Annotated in this window: 15 protein-coding genes and 3 tRNA genes; 7 read left to right on the top strand and 11 right to left on the bottom strand. The window is 72.2% G+C overall.

From position 1 onward, the window contains the following. Positions 1-12: 12 nt before the first annotated feature. Positions 13-1,539, bottom strand: a complete 1,527-nt coding sequence (gene purF, locus ACFYU9_RS23665; protein ID WP_389210456.1) for an amidophosphoribosyltransferase — start codon at positions 1,537-1,539, stop codon at positions 13-15. A 285-nt stretch (positions 1,540-1,824) separates the two neighbouring features. Between purF and ACFYU9_RS23660 the strand changes: the two genes are divergently transcribed. Then, positions 1,825-1,923, top strand: a complete 99-nt coding sequence (locus ACFYU9_RS23660) for a putative leader peptide (RefSeq protein ID WP_389210457.1) — start codon at positions 1,825-1,827, stop codon at positions 1,921-1,923. 225 nt (positions 1,924-2,148) lie between these two features. Then, a complete protein-coding gene (locus ACFYU9_RS23655) occupies positions 2,149-3,555 on the top strand; it encodes a sulfatase (RefSeq protein WP_389345886.1) in 1,407 nt (468 codons plus the stop codon). 9 nt (positions 3,556-3,564) lie between these two features. On the opposite strand, the gene ACFYU9_RS23650 is transcribed toward ACFYU9_RS23655, so the two are convergent. Beyond that, positions 3,565-4,380 carry an META domain-containing protein gene (locus tag ACFYU9_RS23650; RefSeq protein ID WP_389345885.1) on the bottom strand — a complete coding sequence of 272 codons (816 nt, stop codon included), beginning with the start codon at positions 4,378-4,380 and terminating at the stop codon, positions 3,565-3,567. A gap of 49 nt (positions 4,381-4,429) precedes the next feature. Next, a complete protein-coding gene (locus ACFYU9_RS23645; protein WP_389345884.1) occupies positions 4,430-5,227 on the bottom strand; it encodes a sterol carrier family protein in 798 nt (265 codons plus the stop codon). 78 nt (positions 5,228-5,305) lie between these two features. Between ACFYU9_RS23645 and ACFYU9_RS23640 the strand changes: the two genes are divergently transcribed. Then, positions 5,306-5,716, top strand: a complete 411-nt coding sequence (locus tag ACFYU9_RS23640) for a nuclear transport factor 2 family protein (protein WP_389210465.1) — start codon at positions 5,306-5,308, stop codon at positions 5,714-5,716. Positions 5,717-5,782: 66 nt separating this feature from the next. Here the strand turns inward: ACFYU9_RS23640 and purL are convergent, their stop codons facing one another. Genes purL through purS form a run of 3 tightly spaced genes read right to left on the bottom strand, consistent with a single transcriptional unit; the run spans position 5,783 to position 8,954 of the window. Beyond that, positions 5,783-8,032, bottom strand: coding sequence for a phosphoribosylformylglycinamidine synthase subunit PurL (purL, locus tag ACFYU9_RS23635; RefSeq protein ID WP_389210467.1), 2,250 nt, complete (start codon positions 8,030-8,032; stop codon positions 5,783-5,785). Further along, complete coding sequence (gene purQ, locus ACFYU9_RS23630; protein WP_389345883.1) at positions 8,032-8,712, bottom strand: phosphoribosylformylglycinamidine synthase subunit PurQ; 681 nt, start codon at positions 8,710-8,712, stop codon at positions 8,032-8,034. Before purQ ends, purL begins: the two co-directional genes overlap by 1 nt. After that, positions 8,709-8,954, bottom strand: a complete 246-nt coding sequence (gene purS / locus ACFYU9_RS23625) for a phosphoribosylformylglycinamidine synthase subunit PurS (protein ID WP_362467710.1) — start codon at positions 8,952-8,954, stop codon at positions 8,709-8,711. The genes purQ and purS overlap by 4 nt, the downstream gene beginning before the upstream one ends. Positions 8,955-9,283: 329 nt before the next feature. Here purS and ACFYU9_RS23620 point away from each other — a divergent pair, with 329 nt between their 5' ends. The 4 genes from ACFYU9_RS23620 to ACFYU9_RS23605 all read left to right on the top strand — a co-directional run bounded on the left by ACFYU9_RS23620 (position 9,284) and on the right by ACFYU9_RS23605 (position 10,210). Beyond that, positions 9,284-9,634 (top strand): Lsr2 family protein, encoded by a 351-nt coding sequence (locus tag ACFYU9_RS23620; RefSeq protein WP_389210470.1) that lies wholly within the window; start codon positions 9,284-9,286, stop codon positions 9,632-9,634. 122 nt (positions 9,635-9,756) lie between these two features. Further along, positions 9,757-9,828, top strand: a tRNA-Gly gene (locus tag ACFYU9_RS23615). Between the two features lie 84 nt (positions 9,829-9,912). Next, a tRNA-Gly gene (locus ACFYU9_RS23610) sits at positions 9,913-9,985 on the top strand. A 149-nt stretch (positions 9,986-10,134) separates the two neighbouring features. Then, a tRNA-Gly gene (locus ACFYU9_RS23605) sits at positions 10,135-10,210 on the top strand. A 125-nt stretch (positions 10,211-10,335) separates the two neighbouring features. On the opposite strand, the gene ACFYU9_RS23600 is transcribed toward ACFYU9_RS23605, so the two are convergent. From ACFYU9_RS23600 to ACFYU9_RS23580, 5 genes are all read right to left on the bottom strand, one after another. Further along, entirely contained in the window at positions 10,336-11,247 is a 912-nt protein-coding gene (locus ACFYU9_RS23600; protein WP_389210472.1) for a phosphoribosylaminoimidazolesuccinocarboxamide synthase, read from the bottom strand. A 108-nt stretch (positions 11,248-11,355) separates the two neighbouring features. After that, positions 11,356-12,816, bottom strand: coding sequence for a N,N-dimethylformamidase beta subunit family domain-containing protein (locus ACFYU9_RS23595; protein ID WP_389210474.1), 1,461 nt, complete (start codon positions 12,814-12,816; stop codon positions 11,356-11,358). Positions 12,817-12,988: 172 nt separating this feature from the next. Continuing rightward, positions 12,989-14,647, bottom strand: a complete 1,659-nt coding sequence (locus tag ACFYU9_RS23590; protein ID WP_389345882.1) for a hypothetical protein — start codon at positions 14,645-14,647, stop codon at positions 12,989-12,991. A gap of 270 nt (positions 14,648-14,917) precedes the next feature. Then, positions 14,918-16,168, bottom strand: a complete 1,251-nt coding sequence (gene purD, locus ACFYU9_RS23585) for a phosphoribosylamine--glycine ligase (protein ID WP_389210477.1) — start codon at positions 16,166-16,168, stop codon at positions 14,918-14,920. Positions 16,169-16,229: 61 nt separating this feature from the next. After that, positions 16,230-18,353 carry a DNA polymerase III subunit gamma and tau gene (locus ACFYU9_RS23580; protein ID WP_389345880.1) on the bottom strand — a complete coding sequence of 708 codons (2,124 nt, stop codon included), beginning with the start codon at positions 18,351-18,353 and terminating at the stop codon, positions 16,230-16,232. Positions 18,354-18,409: the final 56 nt, after the last annotated feature.

The following is an 18,409-nucleotide window of genomic DNA, read 5'->3' as shown; positions in this document are numbered from 1 at the left end:
GGCGGCGGGGTCTTACGGGCGGCGCAGGGCGTCGGCGGCCGCGGTGGCGGCGGGGCCGGCGGCCAGCTCGGTCTCCAGGAGCTGCTTGCCGAGCAGCTCGGGGTCCGGAAGCTCCATCGGGTACTCGCCGTCGAAGCAGGCGCGGCACAGGTTGGGCTTCTGGATGGTGGTCGCCTCGATCATCCCGTCGAGCGAGATGTACGAGAGCGAGTCGGCGCCGAGCGACTTGCCGATCTCCTCGACCGACATGCCGTTGGCGATCAGCTCCGCGCGGGTGGCGAAGTCGATGCCGAAGAAGCAGGGCCACTTCACCGGCGGGGACGAGATCCGGATGTGGACCTCGGCGGCGCCGGCCTCGCGGAGCATCCGGACGAGAGCGCGCTGGGTGTTGCCGCGGACGATCGAGTCGTCGACGACCACCAGGCGCTTGCCCTTGATGACTTCCTTGAGGGGGTTCAGCTTCAGCCGGATGCCCAGCTGGCGGATGGTCTGCGAGGGCTGGATGAAGGTCCGGCCGACGTACGCGTTCTTGACCAGGCCGGCGCCGAACGGGATGCCGGACGCCTCCGCGTAGCCGATGGCGGCGGGGGTGCCGGACTCCGGCGTCGCTATCACCAGGTCGGCCTCGACAGGGGCCTCCGCGGCGAGCTTGCGGCCCATCTCCACACGGGAGAGGTACACGTTCCGGCCGGCGATGTCCGTGTCCGGACGGGCCAGGTACACGTACTCGAAGACACAGCCCTTCGGCTTCGCTTCCGCGAATCGCGAAGTGCGCATGCCGTTCTCGTCGACGGCGATGAGCTCGCCCGGCTCGACCTCGCGGACGAAGGTCGCACCGCAGATGTCGAGGGCGGCGGACTCGGACGCGACGACCCAGCCGCGCTCCAGGCGGCCGAGCACCAGCGGGCGGATGCCCTGCGGGTCACGGGCCGCGTAGAGCGTGTGCTCGTTCATGAAGACGAGGGAGAAGGCGCCCCGGACCTCGGGGAGGACCTTCGCGGCCGCCTGCTCGATGGTGAGCGGCGTGCCGTCCTCGTCCACCTGGCCCGCGAGCAGCGCGGTGACCAGGTCGGTGTCGTTGGTGGCGGCTACCTGGGTGGACCGGCCCTCCTTCTTGGGGAGGTCGGCGACCATTTCGGCGAGCTGCGCCGTGTTCACCAGGTTTCCGTTGTGGCCGAGCGCGAGCGAGCCGTGGGCGGTCGCCCGGAACGTCGGCTGCGCGTTCTCCCACACGGAAGCACCAGTGGTCGAGTAGCGGGCGTGACCGACCGCGATATGACCCTGGAGGGAACCGAGAGAAGTCTCGTCGAAGACCTGGGAGACAAGTCCCATGTCCTTGAAGACGAGGATCTGGGAGCCGTTGCTTACCGCGATTCCCGCGGATTCCTGGCCCCGATGCTGAAGGGCGTAGAGCCCGAAGTACGTGAGCTTAGCGACCTCTTCACCCGGAGCCCAGACACCGAAGACGCCACAAGCGTCCTGGGGGCCTTTCTCACCGGGGAGCAGATCGTGATTGAGTCGACCGTCTCCGCGTGGCACGCCACCGAGTGTAGGCGAGATCGACCACTGGTCCGAATTGGCGAACGGGCCCGAAACGGCCTCTGAACTGCCATTGATCTCGTCGTCGGATCCTACGAACTGATCCTTCGATCCTTGTCGGAGCCCACAAACCAAGGCCCACAAGGGTCGACGGCCGATTGGCGAGATCTGCTCGGTGCCGAGCGGACGCTCGTACGGTACGGAGCGGGCACCCGGGATGTGACGGAGTCCACGGTGCGGAACGCCCGTTGACACCGCATCCGGGGCTCCGCCAGGCTCGTGATCATGCAGCCCGTCAGCGACTCCGACCTCTCGGTCACCCTTGTGACGCGCCGGCACGTGGACCTGGCCCGTGTCGCGAGCGCGATCTGTCGCCGCGTCTGAGCTCCCTTCGGCAATCCCGCCCTTTCCTCAGGCGGTCCCGCATTTCCGCACTGCTGCGGTCCGCGCCCATCTGCACTTATCTGCACTTCTCCGTACTTCTGCACTTCTGCACTTCTGCACTTCGGTAATTCCGCAGTCGTGCGGACGTGCAGTCGTGCAGTCATGCAGTCGTCCGGTCACTCGGTCGCGCGGTCACGCAGTTCTGCATTCCTCCAGGAGACCCGTATGTCCCGGTCCATATCCCGCCGTACCCTCGGCGGGGCCGCCGTCGGCACCGCCGCCGCGGCCGCGCTCGGCACCACCGCCCCCGCCGCCGAGGCCACGCCCGCCGCCTCCGCCGGGGAGCGGCCGTTCCGCGCCGCGCCCGGCCGCCACTCCGCCCGGCCCAACATCCTGTTCGTCCTGGGCGACGACCTCGGCTGGGCCGACCTCTCCTCGTACGGCTCCCCGCACATCCGCACCCCGCACCTCGACCGGCTCGCCCGCCAGGGCGTCCGCTTCACCGACGCCTACTCCGGCTCCGCCACCTGCTCCCCGACCCGCTTCAGCCTCTACACCGGACGCTTCCCCGGCCGCACGAAGGGCGGACTCGCCGAGCCCATCGCCGACAAGTCCGCCGGTCTGGAGCCCACCCACCCCACGCTCGCCTCGCTGCTCCGCGACGCCGGCTACACCACCGCGCTCATCGGCAAGTGGCACTGCGGCTACCTGCCCGACTACTCCCCCACCCGGTCCGGCTGGGACGAGTTCTTCGGCAACTTCGGCGGCGCCCTGGAGTACTACTCCAAGCTCGGCCTGGGCGGCGAGTACGACCTCTACGAGGGCGACGCCGAGTACCGGGACCTGCGCTACTACACCCGGATCCTCACCGAGCGGGCGAGCGAGTACGTGAGCCGCGACCACGACCGGCCCTTCCTGCTCAACCTCAACTTCACCACCCCCCACTGGCCGTGGATCGCCGACGGCGACGAGGCGGAGAGCGCCGAGATCGTCCGCCGGATCAAGGCCGGCGACCGCTCCGCGCTCTGGCACCAGGACGGCGGCTCGATCAAGAAGTACAAGGAGATGGTCGAGGACCTCGACCGCTCCGTCGGCCAGGTCCTCGCCGCGCTCCGGCGGGCCGGCCGCGAGCGCGACACCCTCGTCTTCTTCGGCAGCGACAACGGCGGCGAGCGCTTCTCCTACAACTGGCCCCTCGCCGGCAACAAGGGCTCCCTCCTGGAAGGCGGCATCCGCGTGCCGTCGATCCTGCGCTGGCCCGCCCGGATCGACGGCGGCCAGGTCAGCGACCTGCCCGTGTACTCGCCCGACTGGACCGCCACCCTCCTCGACGTCGCCGGCGCCCGCCCGCACCCCGCCTACCCCCTCGACGGCACCAGCCTCGCCCCGTACCTGCTGCGCGGCGCGCCCGTCGGCGAACGCGACCTGTTCTGGCGGGTGCGCGGGGAGCGCGCCCTGCGCCGCGGCGACTGGAAGTACTACCGGGGCAAGAGCGGGCGCGACCAGCTCTTCCACCTCACCGCCGACGCCCGCGAGCAGGCCGACCGCGCCCCCGACGAGCCGGCGCGGCTCGCCGAGCTGCGGGCCGCCTGGGAACGGACGGACGCCGGACTGCTCCCGTACGGGAGCTGACCCGCCGGCTCAGCCGCCCTGGCCGGCCTTCGCCGTGAAGCCCTGGCCGTCCGCGTCGGTGACGGTCAGGGTGCGGTGCTCCACGCGGTAGGTGAGCGGGCTGTCCAGGGCGTCGTACAGCTTGGTCTCCAGGTCCATCTGCGCGGGCGTGCAGATCATCCGGGTCGTCGCCACCGCGCCCAGCGTCACGCGGCTGCCGCTGATCGTCGCGGGCGCGGTGACCCGGTTGCAGCCGAGGCTTCCGGTGAGCCGGACGTCCTTGCCGCGCCCGGTGAAGGTCAGCCGCGCCCTGCCCTCGGACCCGGCCGGCAGCGCGGTGGAGGTGGCGTCGGCGCCCGTGCCGGAGAGCAGCCCGTCCACCGTCCAGGTGGTGCCGAGGAACGGGGTCTGCTTCTCGGCGGCCAGCTCCACGCGGCGGCGCCCGTCGGCGGAGGTGAGGACGAGCGATTCGCCCTTCAGGCTCGCCGTGATCTCGCCCTTGAGGGAGCCGAGCAGGGCCTCCTCGAAACGCCGCCGGTCGTCGGGGCAGCCGATCGCCGTCACCGTGGGATCGGAGACGGTGAGCCGGTCCCCGCGCACGGCGACGGCGGCGTCGAAGCCGTTGCAGCCGCTGGTGCCCTGGACCCGGCCGTCCATCGTGAAGTCCACGAGCCCGCCCGACGGGGCCACCGTCCGCACGCCGTCCACCGTGACCGCGCCGATCGTCCAGTGGGTGCCCGCGACGGGCACGTCGGGCGAGGCCGCGCCCGGGCCCGTACCGCAGCCGGAAAGAGCCGAGAGGAGGATGACCAGAGACGTTCCTGCACATGCGCGCGGCTTCTTCATGGCGGTGGGACGGAGGCCGCGGCCCCGCGGTTCCGCGGTTCCGGGCCGCTCAGCCCATCAGCGGCAGCAGCCCCGACAGGTCCGCCCGCTCGCCGCTCGCGCTCACCCGGGCCGCGTCCAGCTCCGCCGCCCAGCCGGCCCGGCCGGTCGCGAGACGGATCCAGGTGAGCGGGTCGGTCTCGACGACGTTGGGCGGGGTGCCGCGGGTGTGCCGGGGGCCCTCGACGCACTGCACCACCGCGTACGGCGGGACCCGCACCTCCACCGCGCCGCCGGGCGCCTTCGCGGCGAGCGCGTCGCACAGCAGCCGGGTGCAGGCGGCGAGCGCCTGCCGGTCGTACGGGACGGCGACGCCGGTCGCGGCGGCGAGGTCGTCGGTGTGGACGACGAGTTCGACGGTCCGGGTCACCAGGAAGTCGGCCAGCGTCATGGCACCCAGGCTCACCGGGAGCAGCCGGGTGTCCTGCGCGCCGGCGAGCGCCGACTCGTACGCCTCCCGCGTCCGCTCGTACAGCGCCGCGAGATCGGCCGTGTCGAGTGCGCGGGTGTGCTCGTCGATGCGCCCGGCGGCGGCCGCCGTCGCGAACGGCCATTCGAGCAGCGGCAGTTCCCGCTGCGCGGGCTCGGGCCGGGCCAGCAGCTCGGGCACCGCGCCGACCATCCACGCGAGGTGCCCGGCCAGCTCCCGCACCGTCCAGTCGCCGAGCCGGGTCGGCCCGTCCAGCGCCTCCTCGGGAAGCGCGAGCACCGCGTCCCGTACGTGCCCGAACTGGGCGGACACGGCGGCCCGGATCTTGGCGGGGTCGTAGCTGCGGGTGCGCTGGGCGCGCTTCTTGGCGGGTGGCATGGCCCGAGGCTAGCCCCGAGACTGGAAGGAACGGAGCCCATCACGGAGCCAATCGCAGCGAAAGCAGGCGACGGGACCATGACCCATCACGAACACCCCGATGCCGCCCTGGTGCGGCAAGGCTACGAAGCGTTCGGCAAGGGTGACATGGAGGCGCTGGCGGCCACCATGACGAGCGACTGCACCCACCACGCGCCCGGCACCACCCGGTTCGGCGGGCACTTCAAGGGCCGGGACAACATCCTGGCCATGTTCGGCGAGATGTTCGAGTACACCGGCGGCACCATGCGGGTCGAGCTGGAGGGCGTCTACCCCGACGGGCGCGGTCATGTCATCTCGTCCCACAAGTGGTTCGCCGAGCACGGCGACCGTGGGATCGAGATGCGCGGCGCCATGTTCTTCACGATCATCGGCGGGAAGGTCTCCGACGTCGACGAGTGCGTCGAGGACATCACCGAGCTGGACACCTTCTACTCGCTGGACGGCTGACGGACACGGCGGAGCCCCCGCCCTTGCCGGGACGGGGGCTCCACTCCGTACGGATACGGGGACCGATCAGGCCAGCAGGCCCGGGATCGTCGCCTCGTGCGCGGCGCGCAGCTCCTCCAGGGAGACGCTGAACTCGCCCTGCACGTCGACCGCGTCGCCGTCGACGACACCGATGCGGGTCGCCGGCAGACCCCGCGCACCGCACATGTCGGTGAAGCGGAGTTCCTCGCTGCGCGGGACGGCCACGACCGCACGGCCGGCCGACTCGCTGAAGAGGAAGGTGAAGGCGTCCAGGCCCTCGGGCACGACCAGGCGCGCGCCGTTGCCGCCGCGCAGGCAGGACTCGACGACCGCCTGGACCAGACCGCCGTCGGACAGGTCGTGGGCCGCGTCGATCATGCCGTCGCGGGAACCCGAGATCAGGATCTCGCCGAGCAGCTTCTCCCGGTCGAGGTCCACGGCCGGCGGCATGCCGCCGAGGTGCTGGTGGATCACCTCGGACCACGCCGAGCCGCCGAACTCCTCCTTGGTGTCGCCGAGCAGGTAGAGGAGCTGGCCCTCTTCCGCGAAGGCGATCGGGGTGCGGCGGTTGACGTCGTCGATCACACCGAGGACGGCCACGACGGGCGTCGGGTGGATCGCGACCTCACCGGTCTGGTTGTACAGCGACACGTTGCCGCCGGTGACCGGGGTGCCGAGCTGCAGGCAGCCGTCCGCGAGACCACGGGTGGCCTCGGCGAACTGCCACATCACGGCCGGGTCCTCGGGCGAACCGAAGTTCAGGCAGTCCGAGATCGCCAGCGGCTTGGCGCCGGAGGCGGCGACGTTGCGGTACGCCTCGGCCAGCGCGAGCTGGGCACCGGTGTACGGGTCGAGCTTGGCGTACCGGCCGTTGCCGTCGGTCGCCATGGCCACGCCGAGGTTGGTCTCCTCGTCGATGCGGACCATGCCGGCGTCCTCGGGCTGGGCGAGCACGGTGTTGCCCTGCACGAAGCGGTCGTACTGGTCGGTGATCCAGGACTTCGAGGCCTGGTTCGGGGAGCCGACGAGCCTGAGGACCTGGTCCTTCAGCTCGGCGCCGTCCTGCGGCCGGGCCAGCTTGCCGGCGTCGTCGGCCTGCAGGGCGTCCTGCCACTCGGGGCGCGCGTACGGCCGGTGGTAGACCGGGCCCTCGTGCGCGACCGTGCGCGGCGGGACGTCGACGATCTGCTCGCCGTGCCAGAAGATCTCCAGGCGCTCGCCGTCCGTCACCTCACCGATGACGACCGCGATGACGTCCCACTTCTCGCAGATCTCCAGGAAGCGGTCGACGTGCTGGGGCTCGACGATCGCGCACATGCGCTCCTGCGACTCGCTCATGAGGATCTCCTCGGGCGAGAGCGTCGCGTCGCGCAGGTGCACCTTCTCCAGGTCGACCCGCATGCCGCCGGTGCCGGCGGAGGCCAGCTCGGAGGTGGCGCAGGACAGACCGGCGCCGCCGAGGTCCTGGATGCCCGCGACGAGCTTCTCCCGGAAGATCTCCAGGGTGCACTCGATGAGGAGCTTCTCCTGGAACGGGTCGCCGACCTGGACCGCCGGGCGCTTGGCCGGCTTGGTGTCGTCGAAGGTCTCGGACGCGAGGACCGAGACGCCGCCGATGCCGTCGCCGCCGGTGCGGGCGCCGTAGAGGATGACCTGGTTGCCGGGGCCGGAGGCCTTGGCGAGGTGGATGTCCTCGTGCTTCATCACGCCGATGCAGCCGGCGTTGACCAGCGGGTTGCCCTGGTAGCAGGAGTCGAAGACGACCTCGCCGCCGATGTTCGGCAGGCCCAGGCAGTTGCCGTAGCCGCCGATGCCGGCGACGACGCCGGGCAGCACGCGCTTGGTGTCGGGGTGGTCGGCGGCACCGAAGCGCAGCGGGTCGACCACGGCGACCGGGCGGGCACCCATGGCGAGGATGTCGCGGACGATGCCGCCGACGCCGGTGGCCGCGCCCTGGTAGGGCTCGATGTAGCTGGGGTGGTTGTGCGACTCGACCTTGAAGGTGACCGCGTAACCCTGGCCGACGTCGACGACGCCCGCGTTCTCGCCGATGCCGACGAGCATGGCGTCGTTCTCGGGGGTCTTCTCGCCGAACTGCTTCAGGTGGACCTTGCTGCTCTTGTAGGAGCAGTGCTCGGACCACATGACGGAGTACATGGCGAGCTCGGCACCGGTGGGGCGGCGGCCGAGGATCTCGCGGATGCGCGCGTACTCGTCCTCCTTGAGGCCGAGCTCCTGCCAGGGCTGCTCGACGTCCGGGGTCTCGGTGGCGTGCTTGACGGTGTCGAGGCTCATCAGGCGTTGACCAGCTTCTTGAGGATCGAGGTGAAGAATCCGAGCCCGTCGGTCTTGCCGGTGCCGACCAGCGGCTCCACGGCGTGCTCGGGGTGCGGCATGAGGCCGACGACGTTGCCCGCGGCGTTGGTGATGCCCGCGATGTCGCGCAGCGAGCCGTTGGGGTTCATGTCCAGGTAGCGGAAGGCCACCCGCCCCTCGGCCTCCAGCTCGTCGAGCGTGCGCTCGTCGGCGACGTAACGGCCGTCCATGTTCTTGAGCGGGACCTCGATCTCCTGGCCCTCGGTGTAGTCCGAGGTCCAGGCGGTCTCCGCGTTCTCCACCCGCAGCTTCTGGTCGCGGCAGATGAAGTGGAGGTGGTTGTTGCGCAGCATGGCGCCCGGCAGCAGGTGGGCTTCGGTGAGGATCTGGAAGCCGTTGCAGATGCCGAGGACGGGCATGCCCGCCTTCGCCTGCTCGATGATCGGCTCCATGACCGGCGAGAAGCGGGAGATGGCTCCGGCCCGCAGGTAGTCGCCGTAGGAGAAGCCGCCCGCGAGGACCACGGCGTCGACCTGCTTGAGGTCCTTGTCGCGGTGCCAGAGCGAGACGGGCTCGGCGCCCGCGAGGCGGGCGGCGCGCAGCGCGTCCTGGTCGTCGAGCGTTCCGGGGAACGTGACGACGCCGATGCGTGCGGTCACGACTCCACCTTCACGATGAAGTCCTCGATCACGGTGTTGGCAAGGAAGGTTTCGGCCATCTCATGGATGCGGGCGAGGGCGGCCTCGTCGACCGGTCCCTCCACCTCGAGCTCGAAGCGCTTTCCCTGGCGGACGTCGGCGATGCCCTCGAATCCAAGGCGGGGCAGTGCACGCTGCACCGCCTGCCCCTGGGGGTCGAGGATCTCCGGCTTGAGCATGACGTCGACTACGACGCGTGCCACTGGCACTCCCGGTGGTGTGTTGCGTGGGCGGTTCCCTCAGCGTACCTGCCTCCAAATTCTACGCGGGTAGAAGTCTGAAGGATCCTACAAAGCGCCCTCAAACACCGAGCCGGTGAATTCATGCGGAATATCGCCCGCCGGCCGTGACACGCGGAAACAATTGCCTGGGCTTCACAATGCGACACCTGCGGCTGTACAAAGGGAATACAGAGACTCGCAGGGGAACGGCAACATTACCCCCGGGGAGCCGTCACATCGGCGTCACCGCACGTCAGACGCGGTGAACTTGCCTACGGGACACGGCGATCCGCAGGAAAGGACCGATATCCGTGGCACAGCGTGTGGTGGTCACCCTCTTCGACGACATCGACGGCGGAGAGGCGGCGGAAACGGTCGCGTTCGGCCTCGACGGGAAGACGTACGAGATCGACCTGAATCCCGCCAATGCAGAGAAACTGCGCAAGGCCCTCGCGCCCTACCTCGCAGCCGGGCGCAAGATCACCTCGAAGCCGGGCCGCGGCGCGCGGCCCCTCCGGGCCGACCGGGGTGACTACACGCACACCGCGCTCGCCCCCGACCCCGCCGCCGTCCGCGCCTGGGCCCAGTCCAACAAGCTGGACGTGCCGGCCCGCGGCCGCATCCCCAAGCGCATCTACGAGGCGTTCCAGGCCGCGAGCTGAGCCGCCGCCGGGCCTCGGACCCCGGTCCGGGACCCGGATTTGCGTTCCGGGCCGCAAGATCCGTAGAGTGTGGATCACGCCGAGGGGCGAGGCCGAAAGGCCAAGTCCCGACAGCAGAGCGTGCGGGTGTAGTTCAGTAGTAGAACAGCCCTCTTCCAGAGGGAAGCCGCAGTGTGCAATTCCTGTCACCCGCTCTCTGCATCACGGTTACCGAGCACTCCGGTGCGTCAGGTAGAGTGGTGCACGCACCGCCCGGTGAAAGCCGGTCGGAGCAAAATGCGGACGTGGCTCAGTTGGTAGAGCATCACCTTGCCAAGGTGAGGGTCGCGAGTTCGAATCTCGTCGTCCGCTCAGGGAGCGAAGGCCCCGGTTCTGAGGAACCGGGGCCTTCGTCGTTCCCGGTACCGCACCGTGTGTCGGCCGTCACAGGTCACGACGCAGAAAACCCGGTCATCCGCACCTCGAAACCTGTGTATAGTTAGCAGCGCGCTACGGCGCATGCGGACGTGGCTCAGTTGGTAGAGCATCACCTTGCCAAGGTGAGGGTCGCGAGTTCGAATCTCGTCGTCCGCTCCATGAAGAAGCCCCCGGTCGATCCGACCGGGGGCTTTCTCGTTCCCTCACGGGAGTTCCCTCACGGGAATCCCGGCTCAGGAGTCCCCTCGGGGGAGTCCCCTCCCGCGAGGGAACTCCCCGGGGCATCAGGACCAGGCGTTCCCGGTCAGCAGCTCGTACGCCTCGATGTACTTGCCGCGGGTCTTCTCCACGACCTCCTGCGGCAGCGCCGGCGGCGGCTGCTCGCTCTTGCGGTCCCAGCCGGAGGCCGGCGAGGTCAGCCAGTTCCGCACGATCTGCTTGTCGTACGAAGGCTGGGCGCGGCCCGGCTGCCACTCGGCGGCCGGCCAGAAGCGCGACGAGTCCGGGGTGAGGACCTCGTCGGCGATGACCAGCCGGTCACCGTCCGGGGTGCTCTCGAAGCCGAACTCGAACTTCGTGTCGGCCAGGATGATCCCGCGGTCGCGGGCGATGTCCCGGGCCCGGGCGTAGACGGCGAGGGTCGTCTGGCGCAGCTGCGCCGCCGTCTCGGCGCCCACCTGGCGGGCGACCTCCTCGTACGACACGTTCTCGTCGTGGTCGCCCACGGCGGCCTTGGTCGCCGGGGTGAAGATCGGCGCGGGCAGCTCCGAACCGTCCGTCAGGCCCTCGGGCAGCGCGAGGCCGCAGACCGTGCGGGACTCCTCGTACTCGAGCAGGCCGGAGCCGGTGAGGTAGCCACGGGCCACGCACTCGACCGGCACCATGTTCAGCGACTTGCAGACCAGGGTGCGGCCGGCCCAGTCGGCGGGGGCGCCGGCGGGCAGCTCCGTCGACAGGACATGGTTGGGGACCAGGTCGGTGAGCTTGTCGAACCACCACAGGGAGAGCTGGGTGAGCACCCGGCCCTTGTCGGGGATCTCGGTCGGCAGCACCCAGTCGTACGCGGACATGCGGTCGCTCGCCACCATGACGAGGTCGCCCGCCTCGTCGCGGTACAGGTCGCGGACCTTGCCCGTGTGGAGATGGGTCAGGCCCGGGACCTGGACGGGTTCGGGCTTTTCTACGAATCCGGACACGGTTCCTCCGCGTAGGTTGATCCAGGAGCGTGTCCGATTCTCTCGCACATGGGGACGGATCCGGCCGCCGGGCCCTGTGAGCCGGCGCTCACCCCTCGCGCATCCGGGTCATTCCCGCTTGCAGATCCGGTCGAGCAGGTTCGCGGTGGCGCGCTGGATCCGGGTGTCCACATGGCCCGGCCGGTCCAGCGCCGGCGACCAGGCGAAGGTGCCCGAGGCGAAGACCCACGCCCCGGACGGGGCCCGGTAGAGGCTGGTCTCCTGATGGCGCAGGGCGCCCTCGCCGTCCCGGTAGGGCGAGTGGGCCAGCAGGATGCGGCCCTGGTGCTCGGGGAGCGCGGTGCGCGGGTAGTAGCGGTCGGCCTCGCCCGCGACCAGGCCCGGGATCTCGTCGCCCTCGCCGGCGCCGGTGGCCTCCCAGAGCCAGTGCTCGGCGTTGCGCACGACCAGCGGGTGCGGTTCGGGCACCCGGCCCGCGTACTGGATGCCGAGCAGCTGCTGCTCCGGCCGGTCGACCTCCCGCCAGAGCGCCGGACGGCCCGGGCCGCGGCGCTTGCGGCAGGTGAGCAGCCGGTCCGGGGCGCCGGAGGGCGAAGGGCCGAGCTCCACCTGCCAGTACATGGTGTTCGCGGACAGGAAGACGAGCGAGGTGCCCTGGTCGCGGGCGAGCTCGACGGTCCGGCGCATGGGCACCGACCAGTACTCGTCGTGGCCGGGGAAGACCAGGCCCCGGTAGCGGCTCGGATCGACGCGGCCCGCGTGCAGGTCGCGGGTCTCCGCGTACGCCAGGTCGTAGCCGTACCGCTCGGCCCAGCGGATGAAGTCGTAGGCGTGGCCCACGTGCAGCGGCAGGCCCGCGCCCGCGTACGGGCGGTCGAAGGAGACGGTGACCGCCGCGTCCTCCTCGCCGAGCAGCCGGCCCTCCTCGTCCCACGCGTGGTAGAGGCTGGCGCCGGTGTGGCCGTTCTCCGGATAGAGGTTGTACGCCTGCCAGGTCACGTCCGGCAGGACCAGGAGCAGGTCGGCCGGGTGGCTGTCGCGCACGGTGAAGGGGATGTGGGAGCGGTAGCCGCCGACGGTCGTGAGCACGGCGACGTAGGCGCCGATCGACCAGTACGCGGGGACCTGCAGCCGCCAGGACTGCCACCAGTGGTGACAGGAGACGGTCCGGTCGGCGGTCAGCGGGGCCGGCTGGACGATGCCGGAGAGCCGGGGACTGGTGGTGATCTTGGCGGCGCCGTCGCCGCCGTAGTGCCCGATCCGGTAGATGTCGACCGAGAACTGCTGGGGCGGGTCCACGGTGATGTGGAAATCGATCGCCTCGCCGGGCGCGACCGCCGCGTTCGACACGAAGCCCTTGATCTGGCCGTGCACGTCGTCGGCCGTGCGCGGGCCGCCGGCGCCGCCGCGGGCCAGCGTCTCGTCCGCGTACCACGGGACCATCTGTCCGGTGTCGTCGAAGTAGTTGTCCGAGCCGCGCAGCCACGGCAGCGGGCCCTGGCCGAACGGGTCCGAGACCGCGTGGGCGAGCGCGCCCGACTCCCATCGCCTGATCTGCTCCGCCCCCATGGTGCACCCCTCCCTCGGCTCCCCCGGATCGGCTGGTCCGTGCCGCTGGATACTGCCTCTGTCAGTGCCGGTCTCCAGCACATCACATAACGCACGCACTCCGTCACCCTTCGTCGTGAATTGACGAAGGTGGAAGACGGCCTTCCGGCTGTGGGCGCGGCGGGCCGGCCCTTCAGATCAGGCGGACGGGCTTCTCGGGACGGACGCCGGTCCGGGCCAGCCAGGCCCACAGCGGCTCCGGATCGCCGTCCTCGACCAGCGCCAGGACCGTCCCGGTCAGATCCGTGCACCGCGCGTCACCCACGAACAGCGCGGGCCCGTCCAGCCAGTCGAGGCCCGGTGCCGCCTCCGCCGTGTCCACGGCGGCGCAGCACACCAGCGCCGCCACGTGGTCGGCCAGCAGATCGCGCCCGCTGCGCGGCGGCTGGAGCGGGAACAGCGGCACCGTCCCGTCCGGCCCGCCGGCCGTCGGCGCGACCGGCCGCTGCCCCTCCTCGCGGGCGCTCTGCGCGGTGAGCGCGGCGGCGAGGATGTCGGCGGCACCGTCCTGCGGGGCGGCCAGGTGGGCGATGATCCGCGAGATGGTCGGGCCGTCGTCCGCCGGGTCGGCGGCGCGCTTGGGGCGGGGCTCCGGCTCGGCGGCGTCCGGGTCGGCCGGGCCGAGGCGGTCCAGGACGTGGTGGAGGCGGGCCGCGTCGGCGCGCCACTTCCGGTCGACGACCTCCTCCGCGTACGCCGACCACTCCACCGGCGCCCAGTCGGGGCCGGGCTCCGCCGGGCCGCCGTGGAACAGGTGGGCGGCGAGCAGCGAGGTGGCCTCGTCGACCGCGCCGGGCTCCTCCAGGAGATCGCAGGCCGGGCGCTCGCCGAGCCGGGACGTGAAGCCCTCGGCGAGGCGGTCGCGGCGGGACAGCTCGGTGAGCGCGGAGACCACACCGGCGTCCAGGTGGGCGGGCCAGCGGCCCATCCGCCAGGCGGGCAGCGCGACCCGGGTGAGCAGCCGGTCCCAGCCCGCGTAGGCGAGGCCGACCTGCTCCTGCGCGACGATCCGCACCCCGTAGTCCACCGCCTGGGCCCGCTCCGAGCCGGCCGCCGCGACACCCCGCTCCATCTCGGCGGCGTGGGTCCGGCAGCTCTGGAGCAGCACCCGGGCTATCCGGCCGACACCCTGCGCGCCGAGCCTTCGCACCGGGTCGAGACCCGGCTCCCGCGGCACCGCCACCGCGGCGTCCAGACCGCGGACGAAGCGGCGGGCGGCGGCTATGTCGGAGTGCGCGGCCGGGCCCGTGCCGGCGACGACGGGGGCGAGGACGGCGCGCAGCTCGCCGACGCGCATCCACCACAGGAACGGCGAGCCGATGACGAGGACGGGCGCGTCGCCGGAGCGGTGCAGGCCGTGGGCCCGGTGGGAGCGGTCCTCCAGCCAGCTGTCGCAGTCCGGCGTCAGGGCTATCGCGGAGGGCGCGGGCACGCCGAGCCGGTCGGCGAGGTCGCGCACCAGGCGGTAGAGATCGGGGGCCGCGCTCTCGGCGAGCTCCACGGTCGGCGTCACGGCCGGCCTGGAGCGCGCCACGACGAGCGCGACGGCGGCCGCGACGAGCAGGACGACGACGGCGAGGGCGGTCACCACCCAGCGCGCGGCGTCCCAGCCGGCGCCGGTGAAGTGGCCGGTCACCCCGCCCGCGTACAGGACGACGGCGACGGCGGCGGGAAGCACCGCGAGGCCGAGGGCCCTGCCGCGGACGCGGAGCACGGCGAGTGCGCGGACGCGCGCTGCGCGCGCCCCCAGCTCGTCGCCGGCCGGTGAACCGGTGCTGGTCACGCCGTACATCACCCCCTCCTGCCCTCGTCGGGACGGCCCGTGCGGCCCGTGGCGGTGTTGCTCACTCCCCCACTGTGGCACCCGCCACCGACATCGCAATGTCGGTGGGCCAAGTGCCGGAAGGCCTGCGCCGCACCCTAGTTGGGGCTTCGGCGGTCGTCATCCGGATGGGCGAGCCGTCACTCGATGGAATGGCTTTGGGCAAAGGTGATGACGAGGGCGCGGCGGTGCGGTTGACTGCGCCGCCGCGCCCCCGGGCGCCCCGGGGCACCTGGGGCGTCAGCCCCGGGCGGCCTTCTCGGCGATGTCCGTACGGTGCTGGGAACCGTCAAGGCGGATACGGCCGACCGCCGCGTAGGCGCGCTCGCGGGCCTCGGTCAGGTCCGAACCGGTGGCGGTGACCGACAGCACCCGGCCGCCCGCGCTCACGACGGCGTCGCCGTCCCGCTTCGTACCGGCGTGCAGGACGTACGCGTGCGGCGCGTCCTTCTCCGCGACCTCGGCCAGACCCTCGATCGGGTCGCCGGTGCGCGGGGTGTCCGGGTAGTTGTGCGAGGCCACGACCACGGTCACCGCGGCGTCGTCGCTCCAGCGCAGCGGCTCCTGGTCGGCCAGGGTGCCGTTGGCGGAGTTGAGCAGCACGCCGGCCAGCGGCGTCTTCAGACGGGCGAGCACGACCTGGGTCTCCGGGTCGCCGAAGCGGGCGTTGAACTCGATGACCCGCACACCGCGGCTGGTGATCGCCAGACCCGCGTACAGCAGGCCGGAGAACGGCGTGCCGCGGCGGCGCAGCTCGTCCACGGTCGGCTGGAGCACGGTCTCCAGGACCTCGTCGACCAGGCCGGCGTCGGCCCACGGCAGCGGCGAGTAGGCGCCCATGCCGCCGGTGTTCGGGCCCTCGTCGCCGTCGAGCGCGCGCTTGAAGTCCTGCGCGGGCCGCAGCGGGAGGACGGTGGTGCCGTCGGTGATGGCGAAGAGGGAGACCTCGGGGCCGTCGAGGAACTCCTCGATGACCACGCGGTCGCAGGAGAGCGCGTGCGCGCGGGCCGTGGCGAGGTCGTCGGTCACGACGACGCCCTTGCCGGCCGCGAGACCGTCGTCCTTGACCACGTAGGGGGCGCCGAAGGCGTCGAGCGCCTCGTCGATCTCCTCCGGGGTGGTGCAGACGTAGCTGCGGGCGGTCGGCACGTTCGCGCCGGCCATGACCTCCTTGGCGAACGCCTTGGAGCCCTCCAGCTGCGCGGCCTCCCGCGACGGGCCGAAGACCGGGATGCCGGCCGCGCGCACGGCGTCGGCGACGCCGGCGACCAGCGGGGCCTCCGGGCCGACGACGACCAGGTCGGCGCCGAGCTCTGCGGCGAGCGCGGCGACGGCCACGCCGTCGAGCTGGTCGACCGGGTGGAGCTCGGCGACCTCGGCGATTCCGGCGTTGCCGGGCGCGCAGTGCAGAGCGGTGACGTCGGGATCGAGGGAGAGGGAGCGGCACAGGGCGTGTTCGCGGGCGCCGCCGCCGATGACGAGGACCTTCACGCCAGCCAGGGTAGCCCGAGGGGCCCGGTGCCCCTTGTGCGGGCCACCGAGCGAGACGCGGCTACTCGTTCGTGTATTCCTCCAGGACCGTGGCCCCGAGCTCGCGCACGATCAGCTCGTGCCCGGACAGCGCCGAGTCCACGAGGTCCGGATCGTCCTCCTCCGGCACGTCGTCCTCGGGCGCGACCGGGGGCGGCGCCTGGACGGGCGCGGGGGCCTGCGGCACGGGAGCGGGCGCGGGCGCCTGGGGCGCCGGGGCCGGGGCGTACTGCGCGGGCGGTGCCTGGACGGGGGCGGGGGCCTGCGGACGCGACGGGGCGGGGGCGGACGGGCGGCCGCCGCCGAAGCCGCCGGCGGCCGGCGGCGGGTTGGCGCCGCCCGACGGGTCGACGATCGCCTCGAACTTCCAGTGCACGTTGAACTGCTCGGCCAGGGCCGCCTTCAGGACGTCCTCGCTGCCACTGCTCGCGAAGTTGTCGCGGGCGCCCGCGTTCAGGAAGCCGAGCTGGAGCGTGGTGCCGTCGAAGCCCGCGACCTGCGCGTTCTGCGAGAGCAGGATCCAGGTGAAGCGGCGGCGGTTCTTGACCGCCTCCAGGATCTGGGGCCACATGTTCCGCACCTGGGCGGCGCCGGCGGCCATGTCGCCCGAGGAGCCGGAGGCGGGCTGCTGCTGCGTGGGCGCCGGGGCCTGGGCGTGGGACTGCGGGGCGGGCGCGGGCGCCGGGGCGGCGGGAGCGGCGGCTCCCGGCCAGGCGCCGGGCGCGCCGCTGCCGGGCCGGGCGGCACCGGGCCACGCACCGGGCGCGGACGCGGCGGGCGCCTGGGGCGCGGGGGCTGGTGCGGGGGCCTGCGCGGCGGGGGCGGGCGCGGCGGCGGGCGGCACGGGGGCCGGCTGCGCGGGGGCCTGCTGCGCGGGCGCGGGCGGCACGGGCGCGGCCGGCGGGACGTGGGCCTGCGCCGTCGGCACGTACCCCATCTGCGGCGCGGGCGAGGTGGTCGTGAACACCGCGGCCGGCGGCGCGGCGGCGGCCCCGCGCTCCAGGCGGTCGAGGCGTGCCTGCAGCGAGCGCTCGTCGTCGAAGGCGGCGGGCAGCAGCACGCGCGCGCAGATCAGCTCCAGCTGCAGCCGCGGCGAGGTGGCGCCGCGCATCTCGGTGAGCCCGGCGTTGACCAGGTCGGCGGCCCGGCTGAGCTCGGCCGCGCCGAACACGGACGCCTGCGCCTGCATGCGCTCGATGACGTCGACCGGCGCGTCGATCAGGCCCTTCTCGGCGGCGTCCGGCACCGCGGCGAGGATCACCAGGTCGCGCAGCCGCTCCAGGAGGTCGGCGACGAAGCGGCGCGGGTCGTTGCCGCCCTCGATCACCCGGTCCACGACCTCGAAGGCCGCGGCACCGTCGCCGGCCGCGAACGCGTCCACGACCGAGTCGAGCAGCGAGCCGTCCGTGTAGCCGAGCAGGGAGGTCGCCATGGCGTACGTCACACCGTCGTCGGCGGCGCCGGCGAGCAGCTGGTCCATCACGGACATCGAGTCACGCACGGAGCCGGCGCCCGCGCGCACGACCAGCGGCAGGACCCCGTCCTCGACCGGGATGCCCTCGCGGCCGCAGACCTCGCCCAGGTACTCCCTGAGGGTGCCGGGCGGCACGAGCCGGAACGGGTAGTGGTGGGTGCGCGAGCGGATGGTCCCGATGACCTTCTCGGGCTCCGTCGTCGCGAAGATGAACTTGAGGTGCTCCGGCGGCTCCTCGACCACCTTCAGCAGGGCGTTGAAGCCCGCCGAGGTGACCATGTGCGCCTCGTCGATGATGTAGATCTTGTAGCGGCTCGACGCGGGCCCGAAGAACGCCTTCTCGCGCAGGTCACGGGCGTCGTCCACACCACCGTGCGAGGCCGCGTCGATCTCGATGACGTCGATCGACCCCGGCCCGTTGCGCGCCAGGTCCCGGCAGGACTGGCACTCGCCGCACGGCGTCGGCGTGGGGCCCTTCTCACAGTTCAGACAACGGGCCAGGATCCGCGCGCTGGTCGTCTTGCCACAGCCGCGCGGCCCGCTGAAAAGGTACGCGTGATTGACCCGGTTGTTCCGCAGCGCCTGCTGCAGCGGGTCGGTGACATGCTCCTGCCCGATGACCTCGGCGAAGGACTCGGGGCGGTAGCGGCGGTACAGCGCGAGAGACGACACGTATACGAGGTTATAGGCGCCCACCGACAACCCGGGAAAACCCGGACCCGCGGGCG

The sequence above is a fragment of the Streptomyces sp. NPDC004327 genome (assembly GCF_042873935.1).
In the GTDB taxonomy this organism is placed as follows: Bacteria; Actinomycetota; Actinomycetes; order Streptomycetales; family Streptomycetaceae; genus Streptomyces.
This window is presented reverse-complemented; position numbering and strand designations above follow the sequence as displayed.